The sequence below is a fragment of the Guptibacillus hwajinpoensis genome (genome assembly GCF_005144865.1).
Lineage (GTDB): Bacteria > Bacillota > Bacilli > Bacillales > Guptibacillaceae > Guptibacillus > Guptibacillus hwajinpoensis_A.
Genome location: NZ_SWFM01000004.1, coordinates 1 through 23,220 on the forward strand (window position 1 = coordinate 1; position 23,220 = coordinate 23,220).

At 40.7% G+C, this 23,220-nt stretch carries 22 protein-coding genes and 1 pseudogene; 12 read left to right on the forward strand and 11 right to left on the reverse strand.

Translation table 11 applies throughout. The features are described 5' to 3' along the window. Positions 1-910: 910 nt before the first annotated feature. The 5 genes from pckA to FBF83_RS14195 all read left to right on the forward strand — a co-directional run bounded on the left by pckA (position 911) and on the right by FBF83_RS14195 (position 6,270). The gene (gene pckA / locus FBF83_RS14175; RefSeq protein WP_136947822.1) at positions 911-2,494 is read left to right on the forward strand and encodes a phosphoenolpyruvate carboxykinase (ATP); all 1,584 of its coding nucleotides are present in this window, start codon (positions 911-913) and stop codon (positions 2,492-2,494) included. 174 nt (positions 2,495-2,668) lie between these two features. Next, the gene (locus FBF83_RS14180) at positions 2,669-3,667 is read left to right on the forward strand and encodes an ABC transporter substrate-binding protein (RefSeq protein ID WP_136947823.1); all 999 of its coding nucleotides are present in this window, start codon (positions 2,669-2,671) and stop codon (positions 3,665-3,667) included. A gap of 14 nt (positions 3,668-3,681) precedes the next feature. Further along, a complete protein-coding gene (locus FBF83_RS14185; protein WP_136947824.1) occupies positions 3,682-4,458 on the forward strand; it encodes an ABC transporter ATP-binding protein in 777 nt (258 codons plus the stop codon). Positions 4,459-4,483: 25 nt separating this feature from the next. Then, positions 4,484-5,239 (forward strand): ABC transporter permease, encoded by a 756-nt coding sequence (locus FBF83_RS14190; RefSeq protein WP_240688121.1) that lies wholly within the window; start codon positions 4,484-4,486, stop codon positions 5,237-5,239. Positions 5,240-5,415: 176 nt separating this feature from the next. Then, positions 5,416-6,270, forward strand: a complete 855-nt coding sequence (locus tag FBF83_RS14195; protein WP_136947826.1) for a cation diffusion facilitator family transporter — start codon at positions 5,416-5,418, stop codon at positions 6,268-6,270. Positions 6,271-6,298: 28 nt separating this feature from the next. Here the strand turns inward: FBF83_RS14195 and ytkD are convergent, their stop codons facing one another. The 5 genes and pseudogenes from ytkD to FBF83_RS14220 form a co-directional block, all read right to left on the reverse strand. Then, positions 6,299-6,772, reverse strand: a complete 474-nt coding sequence (ytkD, locus tag FBF83_RS14200; protein ID WP_136947827.1) for an RNA deprotection pyrophosphohydrolase — start codon at positions 6,770-6,772, stop codon at positions 6,299-6,301. 112 nt (positions 6,773-6,884) lie between these two features. Continuing rightward, a complete protein-coding gene (locus tag FBF83_RS14205) occupies positions 6,885-7,412 on the reverse strand; it encodes a hypothetical protein (protein ID WP_136947828.1) in 528 nt (175 codons plus the stop codon). Positions 7,413-7,644: 232 nt separating this feature from the next. After that, a pseudogene (locus FBF83_RS21190) lies at positions 7,645-7,716 on the reverse strand (YjcZ family sporulation protein); the annotation flags it as partial. Between the two features lie 164 nt (positions 7,717-7,880). Then, the gene (locus FBF83_RS14215; protein WP_136947830.1) at positions 7,881-8,219 is read right to left on the reverse strand and encodes a hypothetical protein; all 339 of its coding nucleotides are present in this window, start codon (positions 8,217-8,219) and stop codon (positions 7,881-7,883) included. A gap of 22 nt (positions 8,220-8,241) precedes the next feature. Beyond that, positions 8,242-8,466: a hypothetical protein gene (locus FBF83_RS14220; RefSeq protein WP_136947831.1), complete on the reverse strand. Its 225-nt coding sequence runs from the start codon at positions 8,464-8,466 to the stop codon at positions 8,242-8,244. Positions 8,467-8,608: 142 nt separating this feature from the next. Here FBF83_RS14220 and FBF83_RS14225 point away from each other — a divergent pair, with 142 nt between their 5' ends. The 3 genes from FBF83_RS14225 to FBF83_RS14235 all read left to right on the forward strand — a co-directional run bounded on the left by FBF83_RS14225 (position 8,609) and on the right by FBF83_RS14235 (position 12,468). Continuing rightward, positions 8,609-10,786 (forward strand): UvrD-helicase domain-containing protein, encoded by a 2,178-nt coding sequence (locus FBF83_RS14225; RefSeq protein ID WP_169525487.1) that lies wholly within the window; start codon positions 8,609-8,611, stop codon positions 10,784-10,786. Between the two features lie 145 nt (positions 10,787-10,931). Next, the gene (locus FBF83_RS14230) at positions 10,932-11,120 is read left to right on the forward strand and encodes a hypothetical protein (protein WP_048312197.1); all 189 of its coding nucleotides are present in this window, start codon (positions 10,932-10,934) and stop codon (positions 11,118-11,120) included. A gap of 1,051 nt (positions 11,121-12,171) precedes the next feature. Continuing rightward, on the forward strand, positions 12,172-12,468 hold the full coding sequence (locus FBF83_RS14235) for a DUF3817 domain-containing protein (RefSeq protein WP_136947833.1): 297 nt from the start codon (positions 12,172-12,174) through the stop codon (positions 12,466-12,468). A 56-nt stretch (positions 12,469-12,524) separates the two neighbouring features. Here the strand turns inward: FBF83_RS14235 and menC are convergent, their stop codons facing one another. The 6 genes from menC to FBF83_RS14265 form a co-directional block, all read right to left on the reverse strand. Beyond that, entirely contained in the window at positions 12,525-13,625 is a 1,101-nt protein-coding gene (menC, locus tag FBF83_RS14240; RefSeq protein ID WP_136947834.1) for an o-succinylbenzoate synthase, read from the reverse strand. Then, on the reverse strand, positions 13,622-15,097 hold the full coding sequence (locus FBF83_RS14245) for an o-succinylbenzoate--CoA ligase (RefSeq protein ID WP_136947835.1): 1,476 nt from the start codon (positions 15,095-15,097) through the stop codon (positions 13,622-13,624). Before FBF83_RS14245 ends, menC begins: the two co-directional genes overlap by 4 nt. Before the next feature lie 71 nt (positions 15,098-15,168). Beyond that, complete coding sequence (gene menB, locus FBF83_RS14250) at positions 15,169-15,984, reverse strand: 1,4-dihydroxy-2-naphthoyl-CoA synthase (protein WP_136947836.1); 816 nt, start codon at positions 15,982-15,984, stop codon at positions 15,169-15,171. Between the two features lie 30 nt (positions 15,985-16,014). Then, a complete protein-coding gene (menH, locus tag FBF83_RS14255; protein ID WP_136947837.1) occupies positions 16,015-16,839 on the reverse strand; it encodes a 2-succinyl-6-hydroxy-2,4-cyclohexadiene-1-carboxylate synthase in 825 nt (274 codons plus the stop codon). Positions 16,840-16,841: 2 nt separating this feature from the next. Next, positions 16,842-18,575 carry a 2-succinyl-5-enolpyruvyl-6-hydroxy-3-cyclohexene-1-carboxylic-acid synthase gene (menD, locus tag FBF83_RS14260; protein WP_136947838.1) on the reverse strand — a complete coding sequence of 578 codons (1,734 nt, stop codon included), beginning with the start codon at positions 18,573-18,575 and terminating at the stop codon, positions 16,842-16,844. Beyond that, positions 18,568-19,971 (reverse strand): isochorismate synthase, encoded by a 1,404-nt coding sequence (locus FBF83_RS14265; protein ID WP_169525489.1) that lies wholly within the window; start codon positions 19,969-19,971, stop codon positions 18,568-18,570. The genes menD and FBF83_RS14265 overlap by 8 nt, the downstream gene beginning before the upstream one ends. A gap of 270 nt (positions 19,972-20,241) precedes the next feature. On the opposite strand from FBF83_RS14265, the gene FBF83_RS14270 reads away from it, so the two are divergent. The 4 genes from FBF83_RS14270 (at position 20,242) to FBF83_RS14285 (ending at position 23,188) form a co-directional block, all read left to right on the forward strand. Beyond that, positions 20,242-20,523, forward strand: coding sequence for a hypothetical protein (locus FBF83_RS14270; protein WP_136947840.1), 282 nt, complete (start codon positions 20,242-20,244; stop codon positions 20,521-20,523). Between the two features lie 273 nt (positions 20,524-20,796). After that, positions 20,797-21,729 (forward strand): 1,4-dihydroxy-2-naphthoate polyprenyltransferase, encoded by a 933-nt coding sequence (locus tag FBF83_RS14275; protein WP_136948064.1) that lies wholly within the window; start codon positions 20,797-20,799, stop codon positions 21,727-21,729. A gap of 106 nt (positions 21,730-21,835) precedes the next feature. After that, positions 21,836-22,216, forward strand: coding sequence for a hotdog fold thioesterase (locus tag FBF83_RS14280; RefSeq protein ID WP_136947841.1), 381 nt, complete (start codon positions 21,836-21,838; stop codon positions 22,214-22,216). 267 nt (positions 22,217-22,483) lie between these two features. After that, positions 22,484-23,188 (forward strand): thermonuclease family protein, encoded by a 705-nt coding sequence (locus FBF83_RS14285; RefSeq protein WP_136947842.1) that lies wholly within the window; start codon positions 22,484-22,486, stop codon positions 23,186-23,188. Positions 23,189-23,220: the final 32 nt, after the last annotated feature.

Below are 23,220 nucleotides of genomic sequence, written 5' to 3' on the forward strand. Positions count from 1 at the left end.
CTGGACACGAAAAGCGGATGTGGCCGTTTAGGGTCGACAAGCGCTGGAGCCTCCCAACTGGAACACGGTCTTTGTGTTCCAATTGGGAGGTGAAGCGATCGAGACCCTGGCCACTGCAGCTGGATCTCACGAAAAGCGGAGACGAGCGTTCAGAAACGGAGATATTGGAGCTCTTGAATTGGAACACGCTTTTTGTGTTCCGATGAAAGAGTGAAATATCGCAGTTTCTGCGAGTCGCAGCTGGATCTAACGAAAAGCGGAAGTGGGCGGTTAGACACGGCAGGCACTGGAGGCTTTTAATATGAACACGTTTTTTGTGTTCGGATTAAAAGGTGAAGTGACCGAGTGTCTGCCCACTGCAGCTGGACACGAAAAGCGGATGTGGCCGTTTAGGGTCGACAAGCGCTGGAGCCTCCCAACTGGAACACGGTCTTTGTGTTCCAATTGGGAGGTGAAGCGATCGAGACCCTGGCCACTGCAGCTGGATCTAACGAAAAGCGGAAGCGGCCGCTTAGACACGGCAGGCACTGGAGCCCTCCAACTTGAACACGGTCTTTGTGTTCGAGTTGGAGGGTGAAGCGACTCGAGGACCTGGCCACTGCAGCTAGACACGAAAAAGCGAAACCGAACGTTCAAACCAGCCACAATATCGCAGAATAGCTAGGCTCAAGCCAACCACTGTTAACTCCCCAGCACAAACTCTAATTCTTCTCACCACTAAGCATATATGAGTTTCTTCCTATTAATAATAGGCTAAAGGAGAGCCCAACTAAATAGTTATTCGCCTTTTTTTCTCTTTTTATGCAAAAAATCCGTAGATTAGTATAGAATAATTAAATAAATGTGTTATACTACTTTTGAGATTAACAAGGACCAAACGAAATCTTTAAAAAAAGGATGGGTTTAACGTATGAAAACAGCTTCCTTCTCCTCACCGTTATTGGATGCGATTTTAAATAAGAACAATCCACATGTAAATTTATCAGTCTCTGAACTTACAGAGCATTCTCTTTTTAAAAACGAAGGAACTTTGTCTTCGACAGGTGCACTTCGTGTTGAAACCGGAAAATATACTGGACGTTCTCCCGGGGACAAGTTCATAGTTAATGAAGACTCCGTTAAAGAAAAAGTCAATTGGAAAACGAACCAGCCTATTTCTGAGAAAAGTTTTGAAAACCTTTACACAAAAGTACTGAACTACCTCGGTGAGAAAAAAGACCTTTATGTATTTAAAGGCTTCGCTGGAGCTGATCAGTCATCGAGACTTCCTATCCAAGTAATCAATGAATATGCATGGCATAATTTGTTCGCTCATCAGTTGTTCATTCGTCCTAATGAAACAGAGCTTAAAGGACATGAAGCTGAGTTCACTGTCATATCAGCGCCTGGCTTCCAAGCGGATCCAGAAGTAGATGGTACTAATTCTGAGACGTTTATCATTATCTCTTTTGAGAAGCGTACCGTTTTAATCGGTGGAACAGAATACGCTGGGGAAATTAAGAAATCGATTTTCACAGTCATGAATTATATTCTTCCAGAGCGAAACATTCTATCTATGCACTGTTCTGCTAACGTTGGCAAAGAGGGCGATGTCGCTTTATTCTTTGGTTTATCCGGCACTGGAAAGACAACGCTTTCAGCTGATGCCCATCGTTCTCTCATTGGTGATGATGAACATGGTTGGTCAATGAACGGTGTATTTAACATTGAAGGCGGTTGTTACGCCAAATGCATTAACCTTTCAAAAGAAAAAGAACCACAAATATGGGATGCAATTCGATTCGGTACCGTCCTTGAGAATGTGATGATGGACAATGGGACACGTGAACCGGATTATGATAATACGAGTTTAACTGAAAACACGCGTGCTGCCTACCCAATTGATGCAATTCCTAATATCGCGATCCCTAGTGTTGCTGGTCATCCTAACACGATCATTTTCTTAACAGCTGATGCGTTTGGTGTACTTCCTCCAATCAGTAAGCTGACAAAAGAACAGGCGATGTTCCATTTTCTTTCAGGCTACACAAGTAAACTAGCAGGAACTGAAAGAGGCGTAACCTCACCTGAAGCAACCTTCTCTACTTGTTTCGGAGCTCCATTCCTCCCTTTACCTGCTCATCGCTATGCTGAGATGCTTGGTGAGAAAATCATGGAGCACGATGTACAGGTATTTCTTGTTAACACTGGTTGGTCTGGTGGAGGCTATGGTGTTGGTGAGCGTATGAAGTTATCTTACACTAGAGCGATGATTCAAGCTGCGCTAAACGGTGAGCTTGACCGCATTGAAACTGAAACAGATCCAATTTTCGGTTTGCATATTCCATCGCATTGTCCTGGTGTTCCAGCTGAAGTTCTACAACCAAGACAAACATGGGAAAATCAAGAGAGCTATGACGTAAAAGCGAAAGAGCTAGCTACTCAATTCGTTAAGAACTTCGATAAATTCACTAATGTTTCAGAAGAAATTAAGCAAGCAGGCCCTAACGTTTAACCAACTTATGAAAAAGCACCTTAACGGGTGCTTTTTTTTGTTTTGAATGAACTGGTCAACTGCCCGCGTTGCTTAAAAGGATTTATTATAGGGCAAACACACAATTCTCCCCTGTACATAGGCTATAGTATCTTAAAACATGAGCCTATTTCATGTGACAGCGGGGGCTAGATTATGACAAAACGTTGGTTTAATAGGTTAACCCTTTATACAAGTATACTCTTCCTTCTCTTTCTATCAGCATGTGGGAATAGCGGTGAAAATGATCAAGTTCGAGTAGCAGAAGTAACTCGCTCAATTTTCTATGCGCCACAATATGTTGCCATTTCTGAAGGCATCTTCGAAAAGCATGGGATTGACGTAGAATTAACAACTACCTGGGGTGGCGACAAAACGATGACGACGCTTCTTTCAAACGGCGCAGATGTCGCACTTGTCGGATCTGAAACGTCTATTTATGTGTATGCTCAAGGTACAAACGATCCTGTCATCAACTTTGCTCAGCTCACACAAACAGACGGAACCTTTCTTGTTTCAAGAGAAAAGATGGATCATTTTGCATGGGATGACTTGAAAGGAAGTACCTTCCTCGGTCAACGTAAAGGCGGCATGCCCCAAATGGCCGGTGAGTTTGTCTTAAAAAACAAAGGGATTAATCCACAAAAAGATCTCGATCTTATTCAAAATATTGATTTCGCAAACATTTCTAGTGCTTTTGCATCAGGTACAGGCGACTTCGTTCAACTTTTTGAACCGACAGCAAGCATTTTCGAAGAACAGGGTGTTGGTCATATCGTAGCGTCGTTTGGTAAAGAATCCGGCACGATTCCATATACCGTCTTTATGGCCAAAGAAAGTTATTTAGACAAAAATCCTGACACAGCCAAACGATTTACCAAAGCACTATATGAAGCTCAGCAATGGGTAGATACTCATTCAGCGGATGAAATCGCAAAGTCAATTGAACCATTTTTTCCTGATACGGACCTCGCTCTCATCACAACCGTAGTTGATCGATACAAAAGTCAGCACTCTTTTGCAACAAATCCTATCCTTGATGAAGGCGAGTGGAATAACCTTCAAAATATAATGGACGAATCCGGTGAGCTACCGAAGCGTGTCGACCACAGCAAACTAGTGGATAACAGTTATGCAGAAGATGCGCAAAAATAGGAGGGAATGCAATCATGTCTTTCCTTCAAGTCAATGCTATTTCCCACGTTTATTTAACAAAAACGGAAGCTAAAGAAGCCATTTCTAACCTTTCATTTTCCATTGAGGAAGGTGAATTCGTATCCCTTATCGGTCCAAGTGGATGTGGTAAATCTACATTACTTTCCATTATATCTGGGCTGTTAACACCTACCGAAGGAAAGGTTATTGTAGAGGGTAAAAATAGTAATCAACCAGGTAAGTCAATGGGATATATGCTTCAGCAAGATTATTTATTCCCCTGGAAGACAATTAAAGAAAATTGTCTTCTAGGATTAAAGCTAACGAATCGACTAACCAAAGACACGATAGAGAGAACATTAAAGCTTCTAGATCAAATGGGGTTGTATGATGTTCGTCATGCTTACCCTGACCAGTTATCAGGTGGTATGCGCCAGCGCGTGGCTCTTGTTCGAACATTAGCAACTGGACCTGACCTCCTCTTATTAGATGAACCTTTCTCAGCACTAGATTACCAGACAAAATTAAAACTAGAAGATCTCGTTTTTTCCACTTTAAAAGAACACAATAAATCAGCTCTCCTTGTCACTCATGATATTGGAGAAGCCATAGCAATGTCAGACCGGGTTATTCTTCTGTCACCAAGACCGGGAAAAATCGCTCGAACGTTCCACATTCCCGCTCATCTACGTGAGCTACTCCCTTTTGATGCGCGGAATGATCCAAAATTTGCTGAACATTTCCAAGTTATCTGGAAGGAGCTTGATTCTCTTGAACAATCTCCAACTTGAGAAGCAGCACTCTGCTTACCTTAAAATGCTTAGAAGAGAGAAGTTCGAAATAACAGGTTGGCAACTTTTCATTCTACTAGCTTTCCTAACACTCTGGGAAACCGCAGGACGGCTTACCTGGATTGATCCACTATTGTTTAGCTATCCTAGCAAAATCGCTTCTCTTTTCGTAGTCAAAATAAGCGATGGATCATTGGCATTGCACACTGGTGTAACACTACTTGAAACAATTGCAGGGTTTATTCTAGGGACTGTTTTAGGAACTCTCTTCGCAGCGGCACTGTGGTGGTCTCGGAAGGCATCAAAAATATCAGATCCTTACCTTGTCGTCTTAAACTCAATGCCCAAAGTAGCACTTGGACCAATTATCATCGTAGCATTAGGTCCTGGCTATCTAGCCATAATTACAATGGGTGCCTCTATCTCCATAATCATTACAACCCTTGTGATCTATCATGCCTTCCACACTGTTGAGCCGAACTATGTGAAAGTGATTCGATCGTTTGGTGGAAATAAGAAACAAATATTTCTTGAAGCTATCCTTCCAGCTTCCTTTCCTGCGATTATTTCCACACTTAAAGTGAACGTTGGCCTTTCTTGGGTTGGGGTTATTGTAGGAGAATTTCTTGTTTCAAAACAAGGACTAGGATATATGATTATTTATGGTTTCCAGGTATTTAACTTCACACTTGTGTTATTAAGTCTGGTCATGATTGCTGTTTTCTCTTCCCTAATGTACATGGGGGTAGAATGGATCGAACGTAAACTAATTAAGAATTAGCTTCTCTATTCGAGAGGCTTTTTTTGTTGGGATTGGGCAAACTAGTTAGCTAGAACTTACAAATCTGACATCGTCCTACACGTCTAACCGATGGCAAAATGATTGCTCTAGACCCACCCGATCGCCATCTGCTAGCATGGAGAAGAATACAATTCATATGAAATCAGGTGAAGAAAATGAATGCACTGCGGGGAGTCTGGATTAGCATCACAGCATATTTGCTTCTTTCAATCACTAAGCTCTTTGCTGGATATGTCTTCGGTTCAGAGGCTTTGCTTGCTGATGGATGGAACAATGCTTCAGACATTGTGGCTTCTGTTGCTATATTGATTGGAATGAAAATTTCGCTTAAACCCCGTGATCGCAATCACCCTTATGGACATTCGCGAGCTGAAACAGTTTCTTCCCTTTTCGCCTCGTTCGTCATGATGGCCATTGGATTGCAGGTACTCTTTCACACGACATCCGTCCTCATTGAGGGTCCAAAATCCTCACCACCTCTAAGCTCAGCATGGATAGCCTTGCTTGGCGTTTTGGTAATGGGGTCTGTTTACTTCTATAATAAAAAACTTGCTGCCAAAACGAAAAGCCATGGCCTCATGGCCGCAGCGAAAGATAACTTATCAGACGCTCTTGTCAGTCTCGGCGCTTTCATTGGTATCATTGGAGCAAGTTTTCATATGTACTGGCTCGACCCACTCACAGGTTTTGTTGTCGGTCTTATCATATGTAAAACAGCTTTTGGGATCTTTAAAGAATCTTCACTTATGTTAACGGATGGGTTTGATACGGATAAACTCAATGAAATTCAAACAACGATTAAAGAGATTGATGGTGTAGAAGCGTTGGTCGATATTAAAGCACGTATGGCTGGTAGTAGCGTCATTGTTGATGCTGTAGTAGAAGTAGCTCCAGACTTAAACATCAAGGAAGGACATTCTATTACAGACGAAATTGAGGCGCGACTCGAGAAGGACTACGATATTAGAACCGCTCACATTCATATTGAGCCTGGTCAACGAAGCCAATAGAAAAAAGCCCAGGACGAGACTGGACTTTTTACTTTGAGTAATTCAGATGTTGAAGACTATAAGGAAGCACCTGGTCCTTCATCATAAAGCTGAATCGTTCATTTAGATGAAGGTCCTTCGGCAGATGTTTCAACAAAACAGGACCTCTTGTTTCCAAATAGTCTTCCTTGTCGACAAGGTGTTCAATATCAGCATAATACACATTCTTAATAATAGTGCCACCTTTACCTTCAACTCGATACTGGCCAATATATTGAAGGTTACTCACAACGCCGCCCGTTTCTTCATATACTTCACGAACAGCTGCGTCTTCAGCCGTTTCTCCTTCTTCCACCTTACCACCTGGAAATTCAATCCCACGTCTCGAGTGTTCAGTTAACAACCACTTCTCGTCTAGACGGCAAATCACCCATACATGTTTCGGAGCAGAAGAATAAGGATGATCCTGCAAAGAAAATGTGACTTGATTATGATAATAATCTGTAAACGTAAATTCGCTCATTTGATAACCTCGTCTTTTAGTTTCTTACTTTATTGTAAAAGAGTCGTCTGTTGTTGTCCAATCTGCCTATGGAAAAACAAAACGCACGGACATTTTGTCTCGTGCGTTCGCATTACTTAATTGTGAAATTTTTGATAATCCAGTGATTTTCTTCATAAAGAAAATTAATTTCTATTGTATAAGTGCCATATAGATCTGATTCATTTGTTTGAACTAGTTGATACTCAAATGTATTTACTTGGTTCAATTCATAGGGTTCTTCGTTGTCCATCCATGGAAATAGCTCTGTTGGGATAAGATAGAGTGAACCTTCTCGTTCTTCATAGTAAGTATCTGCTATGTTTGTTGCGAGATCTTCAGAAGCAACTTCTTGTAAATGTTCATTTATTTCTTCTTTTGTATTGAAATTTTCCACTTGAAAGTTTTCGTCTGAATCTTGCATGATGCGATTAATTAGCTCATTTGAAAGCATCTCTACATCTGGCTTTGCTACTGCAATTGTTTTTGCTTCTGCTTTGTTTTCTATAGAAGATAGCATCATTTCAGAATGATTTTCTGCTAGTTTGGTTACGTCCGAGCCACACCCTGATGTAATACTCAACATACCTGCAATCAGTATAAAACTTATGTATTGTTTCACGTTACCCATCCTTTTAAATAGTAAATAATTTTGCTCTACTATCAACATTCCTCAAGGCGTGAGGTGTCAAACTAACCAGGGATAGATTAAGCCTTTTTTACTACTAGCGAAAAACGCTCTTAACATACAAAAGATGAACCGGTATTCCGGTTCATCTTCCTGTTACTTAGCAATAAGGATTGTAGTTAGCTCCGCCAACGTTACCAGGTCCACCGTATCCACCCATTGCGCCAGCACCTACAATAATTAAAAGAATGAACAATACAACAATCAAAGCAAAACCTTTTCCGTATCCTCCGCTCATCTTTATCCCCCTCAATATGTTTGTTTAACTACATTATTAGATTATGTTAGTCGTTTAGTTTAGGAAGGGCAGGAGCGGAGTTCTTAAAATAATTAATGGTCCAATGACTTGTATTGAAGGTGAATTCGCACCATTTCACCAAAAAAAATAGAGGCCTACAGCCCCTATCTCCTAGTATTATGATTGAGAGCGGATAAAACGCCCATTTCTTCAATTTGTCGCTTTGTCTCAGGAGTACCTAATTGATGCATGAGACGGTAAAGATCATAAATGGCTTCGTCAGTCCAATTACGATGGCTGTCCACTTCTTTTTCATTAAAGTGATTTGTAGAAAAGAAGTCATTCTGCTGTACATATTTCTGGGATCTAAGCTTCTCAATAACCCTCTCAATTTCCATTCGTTCCTCTTGACTTGCTCGGATTTCAAATGAATTTAATTGATTGTCGATCTTCGTTTCATGAAGCTCACCTTTAGGTGTTACATAATAGGTTTCGCGTACCATTATCTTTCACCTCCAAGAAAATTTAGACTGGACTTTCTTCAGTATGGCTATATCCTTTGTATTCGTGTTGTGCTGCATCAATCGTTTTTTCTACTGTGTCTAAACGGGAACGAAACGCCCCTACATCACGACCATTATTTTTTGCTTCCTCTACGCGGTCATCATAATTTGTCTCATTTGTTGCTTCTGACTCCACGTGAAATTGCTTTTCATCATGATCGACGACGACTTGAATAAATTTCTCCATTGTCTGTACCTCCTCATTTTCCTATCCTGCTAGTCTATTTACCCGAATCAATTCAATATTAATCTTTTTCTATGAAACGAACATACGTCAATTTATGATAAAATGAACGGATGAATCTATAAAGATAGTTCAGGTGATGATCATGAATTTTACAACAACGCCACATCGTGCAGTAACTGAATTAGACCTTTCAGCACCCTTAACACCTCCTAAGGCGACGCAACCATTTCAAGATGAAAAAGAGCAAGCTTTTTTTGAATCACTGGAGGAGAGAGGAATCCGTTTAAATCGACGACAAACGGAAGCCGTACAGCATACGGAAGGTCCACTGCTCACAATAGCTGGAGCAGGAAGCGGCAAAACGTCTGTTCTTACAGCACGTACCGCTTTTTTAATGACAGTAAAAGAAAAAGATCCGAGTAGCATCTTACTCATTACATTTACTAGAAAAGCTTCTGAAGAAATGCGTGAGCGAATTAGTAGATTACCAGGCGTACATGCTCACGATGCAAGAAGATTAACAGCTGGTACATTTCACTCAATCTTCTTAAAACTGTTGAGAAGCCTTGGATATAACCAAAAAATACTTAATAGCGAACGTCATAAGCAAATCATCATGAAAAACATCCTTAAAAAGATGAAAAGTCCTGAAGCATCACTACCTGAAATTATGTTGTCCTCTATTTCTTCGTGCAAAGTGAAAATGATGGAACCAGGAGATGTGCCAGACAGCAAGGAAACAAAAGAACTAAAAGAAGCTTTCACTGCATATGAAGAATGGAAAACAAGCAATGGATACATGGATTTTGACGATATCCTTGTGTTCACTCATCGTGAATTTATCCATAATCCAGACCTTCTAACCAAAATGCAAACTCGTTTTCAATACGTCCTTGTTGATGAGTTTCAAGATACGAATCCAATTCAATACGAACTCATTAAACAGATTGCCGCACCACAAAACAATCTCTTTGTAGTTGGTGACGATGACCAAGTCATATATTCTTTTAACGGAGCGAACAGCTCCATAATCCTTGAGTTTGATAAGGAGTATCCAGAAGCATCGGTGGTAACACTTAATACCAATTATCGATCTGCTCCACCAATCGTCGGGCTTGGAAATCATGTCATCAAGCATAATACTTACCGAAGAATAAAAACGATGAATGCTACAGATAAAGATGGGAAGCAACCTTTTTATTTACGCCCTGCTACAACAGAAGAAGAAGCAAGTCATGTTCTCACTCATATGCGTGAGCAGCAGCGTGATTGGAAAGATATCGCCATACTAACAAGAACCTATACCAATGCACGAGCCATCTTTGAGCAGTTGATTGAACAGGATATCCCTTTTAATGCTCAAGGAATGAAGCAAGTTTTCTATGAACAATCTATTATTAAGGGAATGATGGACCACCTGAGACTTGCTTATGAGCACCACAATCTAGACGCCACCGCTGCCATTCTACCTTCCTTATTTATTAATCAAGAGGCAGGAATGAGACACATTGAGATGGAGAATTTTGTAGAGCCGGCCGATTTCCCTCTCGCTCATTTAAAATCGTGGAAAACGCTTCGTGATTTTCAAAAGAAATCAATTGACCGACGCATCCGTTTAATTGAGGAAGCGAAGCGGCACCGTCCAGAGAGAGCGATTCAAGTGCTTCGGGATGATTACATGAAGCATTTAGACAGTGCCAACGATGAAGCATTAACTGTTCACAAGACAACACTTAAAGAAATGATGGACGAACTTGAATTCTCAAGCTCTCGTTTTGAAACGATTCCTGAATTTCTTGCTTATGTTGATCGAATTATTCAACGTTTTCATGAACACAAGCAAAATGATCGTTCTTCTAACGCACTATCACTTCTATCAATTCATCAAGCGAAAGGTCTTGAGTTTCCTATTGTTTATGTTATCGGAGCTTCAGAAACAATTCTTCCTCACGTTTCTGCATTAAATGCGATGAAGGATAAAGAAACCTCTCATAAACAACTTTATATGAAGAATCCGACAGCTGATCTTGAAGAAGAACGTAGACTTTGTTATGTAGCTATTACAAGAGCTAAAGAAGAACTGTATATCAGTTCACCAGAAAAGCACCTTGGTAAACAAACACCTGTCTCACGATTTTTAACAGATGCCTTCAAAAAAATAGCGAAGCCACAAGGTAAAACAGTGAAGGCCTGGATCTGTACGAGCGAATTCTGCAAAGGGTGGATGAAAATAGACGAGGATGGACATCCAAACGAAAAACAATGTCCACTCTGTAGTAAGCCGATGATTATTTCACAAAAGGCTGTATCAAAAGCCTGAAATCATGTTTCACGAAAAATAAACTATGTCATCCTGTTAAGCATTGTTGCGCTTTGATTACAAAACATTTAAGAGAAGTTTAACTTAGTTTTTTTACTTATCAAACGTGCTATAGTAGAAAAAAACGCGCAACAGGAGGGCTCCTATGAGCAGCATACGTTATGAAACCATTTTTCAGAAACAGCTTGGCAATGGCACGGAAATTGGCATCATGGATTACCTTGAAGGCAAGCTGATTAAACTGAACTTGAATGACAAGGAGCCAGAATATCTGAACCCTGAATTAAAAGAATTCTTTCAGCAAGAACGCATGAAAGTTAACCCCAAACAATAGCAAATAAACAAAGGAGCCTCTCCAATTTGAGTGGCTCCTTTTTATTATATGCTTCTTTATGAAAGGCTTTTTACTTAAGTATTGTTGTTTTGAAAGAGGTCTTATATAAAAAGATTCACACTCAGGGTGGAGTGCCGCTCCACCGAGGAGGATCAAGCGTCCCGTCGAGCGTACTGTAGCGGAAATCAATCGCTTTATAGCAACAGTGCCTTCTGTTCTTTTTTGTATAATATTTCATTTTTATGAAACGCTAATAACAATTCATAAGAAATAAGTAGGATTTATTAACTATTATTTTAAAAATAGGTTTGATACAAAAATTGTTTAGGGTATATCAGTAGTAGCAATAAGCATTGCTATATTGAAGGAGGAAGTCATTATGCTAAAACAAGTTCTAGTTATTGTTGGTATCGTAGTTGTAGTTGCATTTGTTGTTAACGCGTTATTCTAGAAGACAGCAAATATAATGGTATGCATGAATTAATAAAATGACTTATTCAAGGAGGAAATGTCATGGTACGTACGATCCTAATGATTATCGGTGCAATTGCCGTAATTGCTGCAATCCTTTCATTTATTTAATTGCTAAAATATAATCTTTTACTTTGAAATTGAAATCTTACTTATTTTCTATGCAAAAATCCGTCAAGCTTCTGCAGCTTGACGGATTTTTATCATCTATTAATCATTTTTCTTCATGTTATTTTTGGCTTCATCAACTTTGGACTTAGGAATGTATATAAATATTGCCTTTTTTTTACTGTTCATACAAATCTCCTTCAAAGTTTAGTTTATCATCCACATTCATTCTACTTGATTACACCTCGTATAATCAAATATCAATCAATAATCTTTTGAAAACAATGCATTAGTACTAAATGTTCTGTGAATGTGAGCAGTGTAAATTATTAATTCTACTAAATAACTGTCAATAAATCGATAAATCTCCTCCTTCTATCGTAACAGGCGTGCTGATATACTAGTTGTATATTGCTTGTATCTGTCATTGTGAAAACCATCACAACAGTTGTTGATAAAGGAGTGAATACGTTTGTTTAAACAACCATTAAAACTATTTCGAGGTATTGGCTATGCCGAGGGAATTTCCTTTCTACTATTGCTTGGAATAGCAATGCCACTTAAATACTTCATGGGTATGCCAATGGCTGTATCAATTGTAGGAGCGCTTCATGGAGGATTATTCGTTCTATATCTTGCTGTGATTCTCTATGTGACGATCGTAAAGAGATGGTCCTTCTTAAAAGCAACACTTGCTGTCATCTCGTCAGTAATCCCATTTGGACCCTTTATTTTTGACGCACGCCTAGTAAAAAATTCAGAAGCATAAAAAAAGGCAGAACCTAAAATGGTTCTGCCTTCTTCAATGGTAATGTATTCACCGGTTCATAACGTTTCTTTTGTTAAGGTCACCCGCTCAAGCTCTTCCCTATTTAATTCGAATCCTATTCCGTAACCATCTGGCATAGCAATAGACCCGTTCTCTACTGTCACTTCAGGTACTATAATATCCCGCTCCCAATATCGAGAAGAAGCCGAAACATCACCTGGAATTGTGAAATTAGGTAAACTAGATAGCGCTATATTGTGAGCACGTCCGATTCCAGATTCCAGCATGCCACCACACCATACAGGTATGGATCGGGCGGCACATAAATCGTGAATCTTTTTACTCACGCTCAATCCACCAACTCGACCTGGTTTAATATTAATGACTCTGCAACTGTTAAGATCCAGAGCCCTTCTCGCGTCATCATATGATGCAATACTTTCGTCAAGACAAACGGGTGTTGCAAGTTCTTTTTGTAGAATGGCATGATCCACAATATCATCTGCTGCAAGTGGCTGTTCAATCATTAACAGGCCATACTGATCCAGTGCTTTCAGTTTCTCTATATCATTTAGTGTATAAGCTGAATTCGCGTCTGCCATTAAGTCAATTGAAGGATGGGTTTCTCGTATGGCTTTAATGAGAGACAGATCCTGTGAGGGTTTAATCTTCACTTTAATTCGCTCATATCCCTCTTCAATTCTTTTACTTATTTCATTTAACATCGTTTCAGGTTCAGCTGCTCCAACAGCAACACCGGCTTTGATTCTTCTAGCAGTACCTCCTAACGCTTCTGCAAGACTAATTCCTTCTCTTTTTGCATATAGATCCCAAATTGCACCTTCAATTGCATACTTCGCCATGGGATTACGTCGAATTCCTTTAAGCAGGCATTCAACATCGGAAGGATGTGATAGAACTTGTCCTTTAAGTATTGGAATCATAAAATCCTTCAACATATGCCATGATGTTTTCAGCGTTTCTTCAGTGTACCATGGTGATGTAAATGCTACTCCCTCACCAAATCCTGTATGCCCTTCATCATCTCTTACTTCTACAATGATAAGCTCTCTGTCGTTAACTGTTTCAAGACTATTACCAAAAGGTGTTTTAAGGGTCATTTTGATATGATGAAGTGTTACAGAATGTAATTTCATCGGTTTGTTTCCCTCGTGTTATTTAATCGATTACGCTGAAGCTTATTAGCACCATTTCTAGGAAGCTCATCGACGAAGGAAATCCATTTAGGCAATTTATAGCTTGCGAGACGTTCAGAGAGAAATGCAAGTAAAGCATCAGATGAAAGATCCAATTCATCTTTTACAACAAATGCAACAGGGACTTCTCCCCATTTCTCATCTTGTATCCCTGTGACGCCAGCGTCTTTTACAGCATGGTGTTCAAGAAGAGCGGACTCAATTTCCGCAGGGTACACGTTCTCCCCACCAGAAATAATAAGGTCTTTTCTTCGATCTAATACAAATAGAAATCCATCTTCATCCATGTAACCAATATCACCTGTATGCAGCCAACCATTTCGAAGAGCCTCATGTGTTGCTTCATTTCGCTTCCAGTAGCCACTGGTGACAGTTGGTCCTTTCACTAGTATCTCACCGTGCTCTCCTGGCGAAAGAACGTTATCATTATCACTTATAAGTACCTCTGAAGGAAAAAGTGCTTTACCAGCAGAACCTTGCTTAAGAAGCATGTATTCTGGCGAGAGCGTTACTAATTGTGAAGCTGTTTCAGTCATGCCAAACGTCTGAAAAACCGGAATCCCTTTCCTCTCACAGGTTGTGAGAAGGGGGTATGGGGCAGGTCCTCCTCCAAGAAGAACACATCTTAAGGTAGACGGGTAGCTTGCCCCTCCCAGGTCATCAAGCATTCTACTTAGCATAGCGCTTACTACCGATACAATGGTTACTCCTTCTTGTTGAATCGATTGATTAACGACATGCGGCTCGAAGCGGGGCTTGATTATCATCGTAATGCCATAAATCACACTTCGCAATAGAATAGATAGGCCACTCATATGAAACATTGGAACAGCGCATAGCCAGCGATCATGAACATCATGTCCAAGATTCAAGCTTGAGCTGATAGCGCTCCACCAGTGGTTTCCGTAAGTTAGCATAACCCCTTTTGGTTTGCCTGTTGTTCCTGACGTGTACATAATCGTATGCAGTTGATCGAGCTCAATCGTTACTTCAAGCTTACTTAAATCCTGACTACCTGGTTTTACTTGTTGATAGACAAGTAACGATACATTTGAATCATTAAGTGCATCAGTTGTTTTACCTACAAGTTCATCATCAGCAATCACATACGTTAACTCTGCATCGTCTAGTTGAAACGAGAGTTCAGCAGCTGTTAAGCGATGATTCAATGGAACAATAACAGCTCCGATGTACATGAGGGCATGTAAACAAACAGCTGCTTCTAGGCTATTCTGCATGAAAAAACCTATATGCTGCCCCTTATCGATTCCTTCTGCTCTTAAACCATTAGCGACTTCTACAGACTTCTTTTGTAATTCTTTATATGTCACCTGTGTACCATTCTCTATGATGGCCACTCTCTCAGGAGTCATTTGCGCTCGCTTATGTAACCAATTTGGCATCGTTTCCATCTTATACATCCTTTCTTTATTTGAAAAAACAGCTTGATGGGGTTCCATCAAGCTGTTCATATACGATCGATTTAAGGAAAACGAGGGAACTGTTTAAAGTCAGGCTTACGCTTTTCTTTAAACGAATCGCGCCCTTCTTTCGCTTCCTCAGTTGTGTAATAAAGAAGCGTAGCGTCTCCCCCCATTTGTTGCAAACCAGCAAGACCATCTGTATCTGCGTTAAGTGATGCTTTAAGGAAACGAAGTGCTGTTGGTGACTTTTCAAGCATTTCTTGTGCCCACTGAACCGTTTCAGCTTCAAGCTGTTCAAGTGGAACAACTGTATTAACAAGCCCCATATCAAGCGCTTCTTGTGCATTGTACTGACGGCATAGGTACCAGATTTCTCTAGCTTTTTTATGACCAACAATACGTGCAAGGTATCCTGCACCATATCCTGCGTCAAAGCTACCTACTTTTGGTCCTGTTTGACCAAAAATCGCGTTATCAGCTGCAATCGTTAAGTCACATACAACATGCAGAACATGTCCTCCACCAATTGCATAACCAGAGACCATCGCAACAACTGGCTTAGGGATAACACGAATCAAACGCTGAAGGTCAAGTACGTTCAAACGAGGAATTTCGTCATCGCCAACATAACCGCCGTGGCCACGAACACTCTGGTCGCCACCTGAACAAAAGGCTTTGTCTCCTGCACCTGCAAGAACAATTACTCCGATATTTGAATCGTCTCTTGCAAAAGCAAAAGCAGTAATGAGTTCATTAACCGTTTTCGGGCGAAATGCATTGCGTACCTCTGGACGGTTAATGGTAATCTTAGCGATCCCATCATACGTTTCGTAAAGGATATCTTCAAATTCGCGTTCTGTCTTCCATTGAATCATATTAAATACTCCTTCCATATGTAACAAAATTTACAGAAATGAATCTGCATGCTTTTTAAGAAAAGCTACTACCATTTTATCAAAGATTTGCGGTTCTTCTACATGAATTGTATGTCCTATGTTGTTAATTTGCACAAAATCCGCTTGAGGCAGGGATTTTTTCATTCGTTTCGCAATTGAAACAAACTTTTGATCTAGTTCACCTGTCATAAGGAGCACAGGAAATTCTAGATGTTCCAATTCATCCCAATAGGGAGGTTGTGCACCTGTCCCCATTCCAATCAAGCTATTTGCAAGTCCGATTTCCGAATTTTGTAATCGCTGTTCTCTAATCTCAATCTGAACGGACTCAGGTAAATTCTTCTGAGCAGCAAACAGTGGGATTGTTTCCCAGAACTGAACAAATTCTGATATGCCTCTTTCTTTAATACGATTTGCAAGTGCATGATCTTTTCTTACCCTCTCACCCCTTTCTTCTAGAGTGAGAAGACCAGGAGAACTACTTTCAAGAATGAGTGATTTAATCATGGAAGGATATTGAATTGCAAACGCTAGTGCAATCCTTCCTCCCATTGAATAACCAAGTAAATGGATTTTATCAACGTTTAAATGATCGAGTAGAACCTTTAAATAGCGGCTCATTGTCTCCATCGTGTAGAAAGAGGAGTCATCTGGCTTACTACTCTTTCCATGTCCAATGAGATCTACTGCAATTACTTGAAATGACGAAGACCATTTATCAATAAACCCAGCCCAATTCGAACTTGATCCTGTAAAACCATGGAGGAGAAGAATCGTTTCACCTTCCCCCTTCTTTTCAACATGAAAAGAAAGATCCTCTACCCCAATCATCATGTTCAGGACACTCCCTTAGCTGTAACCTTTTTGACCTTAGCAAACACTTCCTTATGAAGCGTAAGATTCGTATCACGGTCAGTAGGCACCTCGATGATGCTTAACCCTTCCATCTTACGACTGTTTATGAAAGCACTTCTAAATTCTTCCCAGTTTGTCACACGAACAAAACTTGCTCCATAAAGAGCTGCAGCATGTTCATAATCAAGTCCAAGAGGGGTACCGAATAACTGTTCAAAATGAGTTTCTTGCTCACGCTGTGGTAAGAATGAGAAGATCCCGCCTCCATCGTTGTTCACCACAATCACTGTCATATTTAAGTGATATAACTTAGCAAGTAGTAGGCCATTCATATCGTGGTAGAAAGAAAGATCACCAATAACTAGAACGCTGAATGGATAAGCTGTGCTTGCTCCAAGTGCTGTTGAAACGACACCATCAATTCCATTTGCTCCCCGGTTTCCCATCACTTTTGGTGAGTTATCCTTTGGGTTAAAGAAGGTCTCAAGATCTCTTATTGGCATACTATTTCCAACAAATAAAAGTTCATCAGAACGGATCATTCCACTTAATTCACTAAACACATGTCCTTCAAACAGCTCTTCAGTATCTAGTGAAGTTAGTGCGTCCAGTGTCTTAGCATTCTTCTCCTGCCATTTTTCTATCCAATGGGTATCGATCTTATCTATCCCCTGAACAGCATCGCGTAATGAATCCGCAAATTGGACAGGTGAGACGGGGAGCATATCTGTACTGAAGAGAGTAGGATCTCTCCATCCAGCTTCATCAACTACAATGCTCATCGTATTTTCCAACTGCTTCACAAACATCATATAGGCTTTAGAGACAGGCATTGCACCAAAACGAAGAATAACGTCTGGATAAAGGTCAGTATCAGGCTCTCCTCTAAGAAAAGCGTCGTAGCCATCCATTAAAAGAGGTTCTTGCATTCTACGACAGTTGGAAAGCGGATCAGCAAGGACCGGATAACCCAGCACTTCAGCTAGACGAAATACCGCCGATGCCAACGCTTCGTTTTCCTGCGGACCGACTACAATAATTCCTTTTTTACTAGACAGCTTTTCTGCGTATTGCTTTATTGCGCCTTCTGTAAGAACACGAACTTGCTCCGGAACACTGACCCATGGTCGGTTCTCTTCACGTCCATCCAAAAAAAGACCAGGATAAGATAAATCCGGAATAAGCGGATCCCTGAAAGGAAAATTAAGGTGGACAGGTCCAGCAGGAGCAACAGATGAAACCGATGCCGCTCTTGAAGCAGCTGTTCTTATGTAACGAATTAAGTTTGAAGAAGAATCTGGTAGTGACATTTCCATAAACCACTTAGGGTAGTCTCCAAATAAATCGATTTGATTAATAGCTTGTGGTGCTCCATTATCCCGAAGTTCATGGGGGCGATCGGCTGTTAAAACAATAAGGGGAACTTTTGACTGAGCTGCTTCAATCACAGCGGGATAATAGTTTGCACCTGCCGTGCCAGATGAACACAAAAGAGCAACAGGCTCTTTCTGCGCTTTGGCTATACCTAGCGCAAAAAAGCCTGCAGAACGTTCATCTACATGAACCCAAACTTTTAATGAAGGATGCTCAGCCATTACCATTGCAATTGGGGTTGAGCGAGATCCAGGACTAATGACAGCTTGTTTCACGCCTGAGCGAACCAATTCATCAACGAATGAACCAACGTAGCTTGAAAGTATTTCTTGATCAGTCATATTGATTCCCTCCAAGAGCTGTTAGCATCGGTTTAAATTTCATCTTCGTTTCTTCGTATTCACTCTCAGGATCTGAGTCTGCTACAATGCCGCATCCCGCATAAAGAGTTGCTTGATCTCCATCCAATAAGCCAGAACGAATCGCTACTGCAAATTCCCCATTGCCCTGGTAATCAATCCAACCGACTGGTCCTGCATACCAACCTCGGTCAAGATTCTCAATTCGTTTAATTTCTTCCACTGCCTCTTCTTGTGGATATCCACCAAGTGCAGGTGTAGGGTGTAAGCGCTCAACCATACGAAGCAAACTTGTTCCCTCGCCTGCTCTTGCAACGACTGGTGTGAATAGATGTTGTATGTGAGGCGTTTTTAACAATTCTGGCTTAGAAGGAACTTGTACAAAATCACATTCTTCTTCCATCGCTTTCCGAATCATCTGTACGACCAGATCATGCTCAATACGATTCTTATGATCATTTAGAAGAATATGGCCGAGTTCATAATCCTTTTCAGGCGTTTCACCTCTTTGGATGGACCCAGCAAGACATGTTGAATATACCTGTTGACCTTCTCTTTTCACTAGCCGTTCTGGAGATGCACCAAGAAAGCACTTCTTGCCATATTCAAAAGCAAACAAGTAGCTGTCGCTTTGCTGATTTTTCAAATTCATTAAAGTGCGTGAAGATGAGAATGAATTAGAGGATTGCAACTTAATCTCTCTAGCCAGCACAACTTTCTCTAGTTTTCCTTTTCTTATATTAGCAGCAGCACTTCGCACCGTTTCTTTCCAATCTTCAGGTCGTATTTCTTCTATAGAAATAGCATCTATTTTTGGAGAGATATCGGTAGATGAGTGAGCTAGAATGCCGTGATGTTTTTCCAGAAGTTCTTCCGCCATTGCATCGGAATCATCATCACCACATACGATCGCATTGATTGTGAGCCACCCTTGACTACCAGCAGATGTAAGCATTAACTCTGGAAGCACCATTCCCCCTTCAGGAAAACGCTCCCAATCTCCACTTTCTGGAGCAGTAGGATCAAAAGCAAATCCACCAAGCAGTACAGGTCCAACACCTGGTCGAGATGGAGCACCTTCAACAACAGAGTGCTGAAGAAAGCTTTGCCACTCGTTCTCTATCGTTCGAAATCTGTCTCTGTATGCTTGAAATTGCTTAACAGATCCAAGACCAACAATTGTTGTGTCATTTTCCGGATCTGACCAGAACGTTCGATCATTTTCATACTTATTCGGACCAGCTGCATAAAAGGAGAGGGGATCGACTGCAGCTACTGATAGCACCTGACTAACAAGCACGGACGTTCCCCGCTTTTCTGCCTTACGAATACCTTGATGAAGCAGGCTATATAGTTCTTGATGTTGTAATGTAGACACCGTCTTTTCCCCCCAACTTTCTTCCATGCAAAAGCAGACCGAGTTACCCTCGGTCACAGTTACTTAAAGGATACACCTGTGCGGCTTAGGCTGTCAACGAAGCTGATTCGTCTAAAATGGACTTTTCATCTATAGATTCCCCATCTCAAGAAAAAAAATCATTTCAATGCTCCGCAAATGCCTTTAGCAAAATAAACCGTCTGCATAGACTGATAAATGTAGACTCTGCATAGCAGTTGTTTATGGACTAATTAAGAAGGAGGTTCTTATATGTCCAGACACTATTACCATGGTGTTTGTCGCCAACATGTTGGACAATGTGTTGAAATTAGGTGTCATGATGGCGAACTGCATCGAGGTCATATTGAAGATGTTGACGATGAATTTGTATACATTCGTCCATTAAATCGTCAGTGTGATGGTCCTCAACAGCCAGATGGGCCCGGTATGTTTTTCTTCGGGGCATTTGCAGGAGGCTTTCTTGGAGGCCTGCTTGGTGTAGGATTGGGTCGCATCGCTTTCTTCAGACCATATCCTTACCCTTATTACTAATCAAGAAGCGATCACCTTTAAATGAGGTGGTCGTTTTTCTTCTTTATCCCACCTTAAGGGCAGTATATTAGGTGGGGTGAACTGCCCCTTAAAGTCCGATTGGTTCAACTAACCATCAGATGGGATGAAGAAAACTCCTCTGATGGAAGTTTCACTCTATATTGACAAAATGATTGACACCCCCTATCCGTTTTTTTAAACTATAATGGTTATAGGGGTAATTTATATGAAGGTCATTATTTAAGGGAGAGACACAAATTTATGGAAGAGCGTATGAATAACAGCCACGATAAGCTGGGCAAAGTCACGCCTTCAAAACCAACATGGCAAGTGTGGTGGCGATTACTTAGACCTCACACATTAACTGCTTCATTCGTCCCGGTTTTCCTGGGCACAATGCTTGCCCTTCAAAATCATACATTACATTTTGGATTGTTTATGGCGATGATGATCGCATCCATTCTTATCCAATCGGCAACAAATATGTTTAATGAATATTATGATTTCAAAAGAGGCCTTGATCATGCAGAAAGTGTTGGGATTGGGGGAGCCATTGTTCGAGATGGAGTAAGCGCTAGGACAGTGCTTAACCTTGCATTCATTTTCTTTGCTATTGCTATTTTATTAGGTGTATACATTTGCTTATTAACAACTTGGTGGATTGCCGTTATCGGCACAATCTGTATGGCTGCTGGGTATTTCTATACTGGCGGACCGTATCCTATCGCCTATACACCTTTTGGGGAAATCGCAGCTGGATTATTTATGGGACTAATTCTTGTTTTATTATCATTTTATATTCAGGCTGAGGTTATTACAGCTGATAGTGTCCTATTATCCATTCCAATATCAATCCTCGTTGGAGGAATCCTAATGGCTAACAACATTCGTGATCTTGAAGGAGATAAAGAAAAAGGCCGTCAAACAGTCGCCATTCTTCTCGGTCATGATAAAGCTGTTACATCTCTAGAATTGATGTTTATTGTTTCTTATCTTTGGGTCGTTGGACTAATTATCACCATTGATGCATCGCTATGGCTTTTGTTAGTGCTTCTAAGTATTCCAAAGGCTTACAAAGCCATTAAGTTATTTGAAGGTAAAACAAAAGCAGTAGAAATGGTAAACGCTATGAAAGCAACAGCTCAAATGCACACTCAATTTGGCTTGCTAATGGCATTAGGATTGTTAGTTGCCTATCTAGTTTAAGAAAACATATTGGAAAGGTAAAAGTTCGATTAGCGAACTTTTGCCTTTTTGTATGCATTCTGTCGTGTATACTGAGAAGAGAAGTACATAGAAATGGGGAGATTGGATGGAATTCGCAAACACAATGCTTGAAGCACTTGGGATTAAAGCAATCACACTAACACCAGAAAAAGTTGTTCTAGAAATGCCAGTAGGTCCAAGTACGCATCAACCACTCGGTTTTCTTCATGGTGGTGCATCAGTAGCGCTTGCTGAATCAGCAGCAAGTATTGGCGGCACCTTGAACCTTGACTCAGAAAATGAAGCGACGTTCGGGATGGAGATCAATGCAAACCATCTTCGTAGCAAAAAGGATGGTGTTGTGCGCGCGATCGCACAACCTATTCACATTGGTAGAAGAACAATGGTATGGGAAATTAACATCGTTGACGAAATTGAAGAATTGATTTGTATCTCGCGCTGCACACTCGCAGTGAAAAGATACTAATTGCTTACGCCACAGCACGAAGAAATCCCGTCAAATCTGACGGGATTTCTGTTCTATTTTCCTTTCACTTATCTCTCTATACTCTTCATGATAACTGTCAGATATCGCATAATGGCACCCATCACAAATCAACCTTCTTCTTTCCCAAGGGAAGAGCAATTCTTTCTCACAGTAAATACATCCGTGATTCACTAAAGACCACCCCCCGTTTAGTTTATGCACACGATAGAATCGTATGACCAGAATTACTTTGAAAGGGAATGACACATGAGAGCACATTTACTGCCTTTATTTATACTTTTTATCGTCTTAACCGCCTGTTCTACTACTTCTTCAGAACCAGTCATGAAAGAAAATACAATCCCTGCGACCGTAGAACGTGTTGTTGACGGAGATACCTTAAAAGTGCAAGTTGAGAACCGCGAAGAAACAATTAGGCTCCTTCTTGTGGACACACCAGAAACCAAACATCCAACAAAGCCAGTCCAACCCTTTGGTCCAGAAGCTTCACAATTTGCAAAAGACACATTAGAAGGCAAAGAAGTTGGTATTGAGTTAGATGTCTCAGAACGAGACAAATACGGGAGATTGCTCGCCTACGTTTGGATTGGAGACAGCATGTTTAACGAAATGCTTCTCGAAGAAGGGCTTGCTAGGGTCGCTTATATATATCAACCAAATGTGAAATACGTAGATCAATTTCAGACCATACAGCGTGAAGCTCAGGAGAAAGCAATCGGAATTTGGAGCATGGAAAACTACGTTCAAGAAGAGGGCTTTAAGGGATCATCACAGAAAAAATCGGTAACGCCACCATCAAATGGATGTGAAATCAAAGGAAACATCAATTCAAAAGGAGAAAAGATCTATCATAATCCAGATGGTGCTTATTACGATATTACCGTAGCGGAAGAAATGTTCTGTAGCAAGTCAGAAGCAGAAGAAGCTGGGTTTCGTCCATCGTCAAGATAAGTGATGCTGCTACACTGAAACGAAGACCCTTA